This is a genomic window from Synechococcus sp. W60.3 (genome assembly GCF_047502615.1).
In the GTDB taxonomy this organism is placed as follows: domain Bacteria; phylum Cyanobacteriota; class Cyanobacteriia; order Thermostichales; family Thermostichaceae; genus Thermostichus.
The window spans coordinates 1-6,618 of sequence record NZ_JANSHJ010000053.1; the positions used below are offsets into that span (position 1 = coordinate 1).

Genomic DNA, 6,618 nt, shown 5'->3' on the forward strand with positions numbered 1-6,618 from the left:
AAAACACCAAGATCGAGAAGATGACATCGATCAGGGGCACGATGTTGATCTCGCCAGCTCGGAAGTTCTCTTCGGGGATGCGCATAGGCTAGGAGGGCTCAAGCGAGGAGTAGGGGGGAAGGGTGGAGCTGCCACTGGGGCTAGATTGGGTGTAGGAATACTGGGAAAGCTGTTGGGCCTGCATCTCTTGCCGCTGCCGATGCAGCAGCTCCAGCATGCCGCCGTACTCTTGGATCTTAGAGAGTTGCCGCAGGTACAAAGAGCGGAAGACGTTGGAAATCAACAGGGTGGGAATAGCCACAATCAGTCCAAAGGCCGTCGAGTACAAGGCTTCGGCGATCCCCCGACCTACCCCCTGGGTATCGGTGCCGCCGATATCCCCCAGTTGAATGGAGCTGAGGATCTGGATGATGCCGGTGACGGTGCCCAACAAGCCCAAGAAGGGGGCAACGGTGATTACGGTGTCGAAGACAGTGTTGAAGCGCTTCAGCAGAGGCACTTCTGCCGCCAGGGCCGTTTCCAGAGCCAGCTTAAAATCTTCCGGGCTGGCCTCGTTCAGCTCCAACCCGGCCAAAAAGATGCGGGCAATCGGCAGATCGGCATTTTGCTCCAGCAAATACTGGGCAGCGCGTGGGTTACGGCGGTACTGGCTCAGGGCTTGCTGCACCACCTCCTCCTGCCGATGGGTGATCTTCCACCAAAACAGCACCCGCTCAATGCAACAGGCCACTGAGAAGACCGAGAACGTCAACAGGGGGATGGAGTAGTACCAACCCTGGATCATGAGCTGCAAGACTCTATCCATCGATCCTGATTCCCCCCTCCAAGCGGCAATTTACGCTCATCTTGTCATAGCACTTTCTCGGCAGGGCTGGGATCCCTTCTTGCGCGGCGAAGGTTGCACCTTTTGGCAATTTTGCCCCCATGCCGGATCTCATCTCGTCAATTGTCAATCCAGAGGGCATACTGGTTGCAACAATTTTGGATCCCGAGGGCGTGAATTATGAAATTCAGACGCTGGTTGGGTCTTTGCTGCGCCGGCTTGATGGCCTTGCTGTTGACGGCTTGCGGCAAGGGATCTACCCCCTACGACAGCATCGTGGTCAACTTTGTGAACACAGCCACCCCCAGTCAGATTGCCGCTATCGCTAAAGAGTATCATTTGACGCTCCGCCCCAGCAGTAACAGCGCTTTTGCCCGCCAGGAAGCGATCTATCTGTTTGACGTGGATGCCGACCACCTGGGATCCACGCGGCGGCTGGTTAAGCGGCTCACCGACGAAGCTTTGATCGAGTATGCTCACCCCAACTATCAATTCCAGGCGGCTTTCGTGCCCAATGACCGCCTCTATCCCCAGCAATGGAATCTCAGGGCCATCCACATGCCAGAAGCCTGGGACATCTCCCAAGGGGAAGGGGTGACGGTAGCCGTGGTGGACACAGGAGTAACCCGAGTTCCCGACCTGGCCCAAACCCAATTTGTGAAGGGCTATGACTTTGTGGACGACGATGAGGAGCCGGAAGACCTCAACGGCCACGGCACCCATGTGGCGGGAACCATTGCACAGTCCACCAACAATTTCTTGGGTGTAGCCGGCATCGCCTTCAAGGCCAAGATCATGCCGGTGCGGGTGTTGGATGCCAATGGCTTCGGATCCCTGTCGGATGTGGTGGAAGGGATCCGCTATGCTGCCGACCACGGGGCTACGATCATCAACCTCAGCCTGGGTAGCCGCGCTTCTGCCCAACTGATGGAGGAGGCGGTGGCCTATGCCCACAGTAAGGGGGTGACGGTGATCGCAGCCGCCGGCAACGAAAACTCCAACCAGGTGAGCTACCCGGCCCGCTACCCGCATGTGATCGCCGTCTCGGCCACGGGGCCCAACGGGGAAAAAGCTCCCTACTCCAACTATGGGGTGGGGGTGGACATCTCTGCCCCCGGCGGAGCCAAAACTCCCGATCACCCCGAGTACGGCATCCTGCAGCAAACCATCAATCGTCGTAACCCCAACGAGCCGGTCTTTGCCTACTTCCAAGGCACCAGCATGGCCACTCCCCACGTAGCCGGTGTGGCAGCTCTGATCCAGGCTCAGGGCATCAAAGACCCGGACAAGGTGGAGGAAGTGCTGAAAATGTCGGCTACCCCAGTGCCCGGCGACAAACAGAACTTCTACGGGGCTGGTCGTTTGGATGCAGCCAAGGCGCTGGCCAGGGCCACAGGGCAACAGGAGGAAAACCCCTTGGTGCTCTGGTTGAAGGACTTCCTGCAGTACCTGAACAACAATGGCTACCTCAACCCACGCTTCTGGTTCGATGGTGGCCCGATTGCTCTGGTGCCGAAGCTGCTGATGGTGGTGGGCGGCTACATTATCCTGGTGCTGATCCGCTGGTGGCTGGCTCCCAAGCGGCTGCTGCAGACGGTGCCTTTGCTGGCTGGGATGCTTTTGGGCAGTGCCGGTCTTTTCCCCTTGCAGGGGTTGGCGATTGTCGGTGGCCCCCGTTGGCCCTTCCAATTGGCGGGTAGCTCCCTGCCGGAGTTGGGCACCGCCTTTGCCCAGACCAATGCCTTGAACCCCCTATTTGCCAGCGTGTTGATCCCAGGCCTGTTGATGTTGCTGCTCCTGGGCCATCGGCGCTGGCGCTGGGCGGTGATTGGCTTGTGCATTGGCATGGCCTCGCATCTGCTCTTGTCCGGATCCCTGTTTTATGAGGGGGTGCTATGGCTTGGATCCTCTGCTTGGTTGGGTCGCTCCTTCTTGCTCTTCAATGGCTTGCTCTGCCTGGGCCTGGCCTACTTGGGAGCGCAAGCGGCTACGGAATCTCAATCCACGGCAACTGGGCTGGCGCTGAGGCAGTGATGCAAGAGTACAGCGGTACCATCCAGTTCCTGGATATCGAAGGGGGAGTGTGGGTGCTGACGCTGCCTTCCGGCGAGCACTATGCCCTTTTCCGTGCCCCCAAAGAGCTCTTGCAAGAGGGACTAGAGGTCACCATCCAGGGACAGATCAGAGAAGACATGGTGACGGTGGCTCAGGTAGGGCCGGTTTTAGAAGTCAAGAGCTTCCAGCGGCAGCCCTAGCTTGGCTTGCGGCTCCGGCCATACCAATCGGGGATCCCCAAGCGGGGATCCCTGCTTTTCGATGTCAGAATGCTTTTACAGTCGCTTCAAACAAGATTGAGACACCTCGCTGCCGACCCTCACCCCTAGCTTCTCTTTAATTTAGGAGAGAAGGAAAGTTAGGAAGCAATGCAACGAAAATATTTCATTTCCGTTTAAAAAGAATCTCGTTTCCACGGCTGAGCATTCACGAAGCTCAAAAAACGTAGGTAGGCAGCTGTATCCCGTGACCGCTTAATACTTACATAGTCATAAGTCTGTAGCCTGAACAACTGGGAAACCATCATCGCTGTTTTAGAGGGGAAACCTACTGGCGAAAGCGGGACGGGATCCTTTGCGGCAAGGTCTGTTGTGGAACCAGTAACAAGAATCCTCACCCTACCGCTACGGGGAAGCAAGCCAGTAGAGCAGGGAACATGTCAAAGCAGGTTGCTCAGGCGGCTGTGAAAGACCGAGTAGATCTCTGCGTAAGACTTCACCCACTCTGGATCCGGTTGAACATAGCGTTCTACCTGTACCAATCGATCGGCAGCCTGTTGGACAGAGCAGCACCAATAGGCAGAAGCGGCCAAGATGGCTGCCCCCACAGCCGGCTCCGGGTGTTTCACCACAGCCAAGGGACGAGCAAGGATGCTGGCGCGTAGGCGCAACCAGAGAGGGCTTTTGCTGCCTCCACCGGTGGTGAAAATCGGGCTCTGCTCTGGCACTGGGATCCCTTGAGCGGCCAACGTTTCCAGCCCCAGCCGCTCCACCATCGCTACCCCCTCCAACAAAGCAGCGTAAAAACGGGGGGATCCCTCTTCTGCCTCCGGCAAGAACCCGGCAAACTGGGGATCGACAATGGGAAAACGCTCTCCCGGCCGACAAAGGGGATAGCTGACCAGCCCGGTGGGCAGATAAGCCTGAGCTTGCTGATCCAGCATTTGCAGGTTGCCGTCGGGGAAGTAATGAGGCAAAACTCCGCCTCCACAAAAAGAGGCGGCCCCCGGCCACCAAACCATTCGTTCGCGACAGCGGTGCGGAGCACTGTCCGGGTGCAAATGGGAATAGATGCTTGGGGTTTGTATGGGATCCGGACTGTTGGCCTTAAAAATAAGGGTTGTGCCCAAGCTGGTGGAAACCTGCCCCAAGCGAATAGCCCCTGCCGCCAGTTGCCCGGCACAGCCATCGGTGATCCCTGCCGCGATCAGCACTTCCGGCCCCAACCCCCAGTCTGCTCGCACCGTTCCTAAAACCGTTCCCGGCGGTACCACCTCGGGGAAATGCTTGGGGTTTAGGCCCTGCCGCGCCAACCACTCCTGAGGCCAGGTGTAGGCCTCCAGGTCGAAACCGCTCTTGAGGGCATGGGTGTGATCGGTCACCTGCCTGCGCCCCCCCAGTTGGCTCAGCAAAAAGTCCGCCGGATGGGCCAAGTAGCTGTCTCGATACTGATCAGGATAGGCTTCCGCCCACCACAGCCAACGGCTGAGACCCCAACTGGCAGGGATCCCCAATTGCTTGGCCTGAGCCTGGCCCCGTGGGTCAGAATACAGCCACGCCTGTTCCAACGGCATGCCTCGACCATCCACCGGCAGAATGGTGCCGGAAGTGCTGCAAGCACTCAGAGCTGCAATGGAATACTGCTCCCCCAGTTGCGCGGTCAGTTGTCCCAAAAGGGCTTTCAGGGTTCGCAACCAGCGGCCCGGATTGGTCTCTGGGGGATCCCACTGGCGCTCGCTTTTGGCCACCACCTCCCCCTGCTCTGAGAGGGCCACCACCCGCATCCCAGAAGTGCCCAGATCGATCCCAAGAAACACAGGGGGCATAGGAATACTCACCTGAGAATGCTTTGTTTATATGCGGGGTGGCCAAGTGGCCTCAAAAAGGGGCCCAAACTGGCTCAAAAGATGGGATCAAAATCTCAAAACTCCTGGCTGCTCCGAGCCAGTGCTTCTTGGATATCCAGATCCAGCCCTCTCACCGATTCCAGCACCGAGCGGGTGATCAGCTTGCCCTCCTGCACCAAAACCGCGCCGGTTACAGGGTGCAAAAGTGGCTGCTCCGCTCGCCGACCGATCAACGCCTCGATATCCTGAAAAGCATGGATGTACATCCCGGCAGGCAATTCCACCACCACCCCTTCCCCCAGCACCCGCGCTTGGCAGGCCAAGCGAGAGTTAGGCTTGCAGGTGGTGATCACCTCCAGGGTGCGCTGCTCCCGCTTGCTCATCGGGGATAAAGACTCCATCCCCTCCTTAACGTACACATGACAGGTGGCGCAGAGGCCGCGCCCACCGCACTCTTTCAACACATTCAGCTCTTCTTGCAGCAGCACCGAGAGCAAATTGCTGTTGGTGGCGATTTCAGACACTTGGGCAATGGGATCCAACCGCACACGCTTGACCATAGTCCGCACTTTTTGGGCTACTGGATGCTAAAAAAGCTAGCATCTTTCACCAATGCAGATTGCCGGAACAGGGCAGTTCTACCTAAGCATGCAGGAAAATCCCCCATGCGCCATTCAGGTCTCGGTGCATACGAATGCCCTCTGAGCCTTCTCGGCACTCCAACTATAGGTCTTGCTGGTGTAGGCTTCAGAAACTTGACCAAAAGGCGCGGCAAGCCCCGTCCTTCAGGGCGGGGAAGGATAGCGCCGACCGTAGCCGACGCCCTTTAAAAACGCAGTGCCGGCCATGTGAATATCGTTGTCATCACGCATAGGCCAAGAATACGATTGAGCGGTGCAACGACTTCAAGCCTTCAAGTACGAATTGCTGCCCAACAGCCAGCAGGAACGGCAGATGCGCCGCTTTGCTGGCTCCTGCCGGTTCGTCTACAACAAAGCACTGGCGTTGCAGAAGGAGCGTCACGAGCAAGGCCAGAAAAAGCTAGGCTATGCGGGCTTGTGCCAGCTGCTCACCGCGTGGCGCCACAGCGCAGATACGGCGTGGCTGGCGGATGCGCCGGTGCATCCGCTGCAACAGGCGCTCCAGGATTTGGAGCGAGCCTACAGCCACTTCTTCGCCCAACGCGCCGGCTTCCCGAAGTTCAAGAAAAAGGGCCAGTCCGACAGCTTCCGCTACTCCGGTTCGGAAACTACCAAGCTTGATCAGGTTAATAGTCGCATCTACCTGCCCAAACTTGGCTGGCTGCGTTATCGCAACAGCCGCGACGTGGTGGGCAAGGTCAAGAACGTCACCGTATCCAAGCACGCTGGCAAGTGGTTCGTGTCGATCCAGACCGAGCGGGAGGTTAATTGGCCTATTCCGCAGGGGGGCGCAGTGGGCATGGACATGGGCATTGCCCGCTTGGCTACCCTCTCGGACGGCACGTTCTACGCGCCCCTCAACAGCTTCAAGCGGCACGAGGCGCGCTTGCGCAAGGCACAGCAAGCGCTCTCCCGCAAAGTCAAGTTCAGCAACAACTGGAAGAAGGCAAAAGCCCGCCTCCAGCGTATTCATTCTCAGATGGCCAACGCCCGCCGCGACTTCCTGCACAAGGTCTCGACCGCGATTTGCAAAA

The 6,618-nt window shown here is 58.2% G+C and carries 6 protein-coding genes; 3 read left to right on the plus strand and 3 right to left on the minus strand.

All coding sequences use genetic code 11. The annotated features are described in order from the left end of the window. Nucleotides 1-88: 88 nt before the first annotated feature. Nucleotides 89-781 carry a MotA/TolQ/ExbB proton channel family protein gene (locus NW846_RS12090; protein ID WP_369791770.1) on the minus strand — a complete coding sequence of 231 codons (693 nt, stop codon included), beginning with the start codon at nt 779-781 and terminating at the stop codon, nt 89-91. 222 nt (nt 782-1,003) lie between these two features. On the opposite strand from NW846_RS12090, the gene NW846_RS12095 reads away from it, so the two are divergent. After that, nucleotides 1,004-2,857, plus strand: coding sequence for a S8 family serine peptidase (locus NW846_RS12095; protein ID WP_414383871.1), 1,854 nt, complete (start codon nt 1,004-1,006; stop codon nt 2,855-2,857). Beyond that, nucleotides 2,857-3,078, plus strand: coding sequence for a hypothetical protein (locus NW846_RS12100; protein ID WP_414342539.1), 222 nt, complete (start codon nt 2,857-2,859; stop codon nt 3,076-3,078). The genes NW846_RS12095 and NW846_RS12100 overlap by 1 nt, the downstream gene beginning before the upstream one ends. Before the next feature lie 458 nt (nt 3,079-3,536). On the opposite strand, the gene NW846_RS12105 is transcribed toward NW846_RS12100, so the two are convergent. Further along, nucleotides 3,537-4,922: an FGGY-family carbohydrate kinase gene (locus NW846_RS12105; protein WP_414516133.1), complete on the minus strand. Its 1,386-nt coding sequence runs from the start codon at nt 4,920-4,922 to the stop codon at nt 3,537-3,539. Between the two features lie 95 nt (nt 4,923-5,017). Beyond that, nucleotides 5,018-5,503, minus strand: coding sequence for a 2Fe-2S iron-sulfur cluster-binding protein (locus tag NW846_RS12110; protein ID WP_011432453.1), 486 nt, complete (start codon nt 5,501-5,503; stop codon nt 5,018-5,020). A 334-nt stretch (nt 5,504-5,837) separates the two neighbouring features. Between NW846_RS12110 and NW846_RS12115 the strand changes: the two genes are divergently transcribed. Continuing rightward, the coding region (locus NW846_RS12115; RefSeq protein WP_414516135.1) for an RNA-guided endonuclease InsQ/TnpB family protein at nt 5,838-6,618 on the plus strand (781 nt) is incomplete at its 3' end.

What these genes read in the sequence shown, in the direction of transcription:
- NW846_RS12110 (WP_011432453.1), bottom strand. Translation starts at nt 5,503, where the DNA reads ATGGTCAAGCGTGTGCGGTTGGATCCCATTGCCCAAGTGTCTGAAATC.
- NW846_RS12100 (WP_414342539.1), top strand. Translation starts at nt 2,857, where the DNA reads ATGCAAGAGTACAGCGGTACCATCCAGTTCCTGGATATCGAAGGGGGA.
- NW846_RS12105 (WP_414516133.1), bottom strand. Translation starts at nt 4,922, where the DNA reads ATGCCCCCTGTGTTTCTTGGGATCGATCTGGGCACTTCTGGGATGCGG.
- NW846_RS12095 (WP_414383871.1), top strand. Translation starts at nt 1,004, where the DNA reads ATGAAATTCAGACGCTGGTTGGGTCTTTGCTGCGCCGGCTTGATGGCC.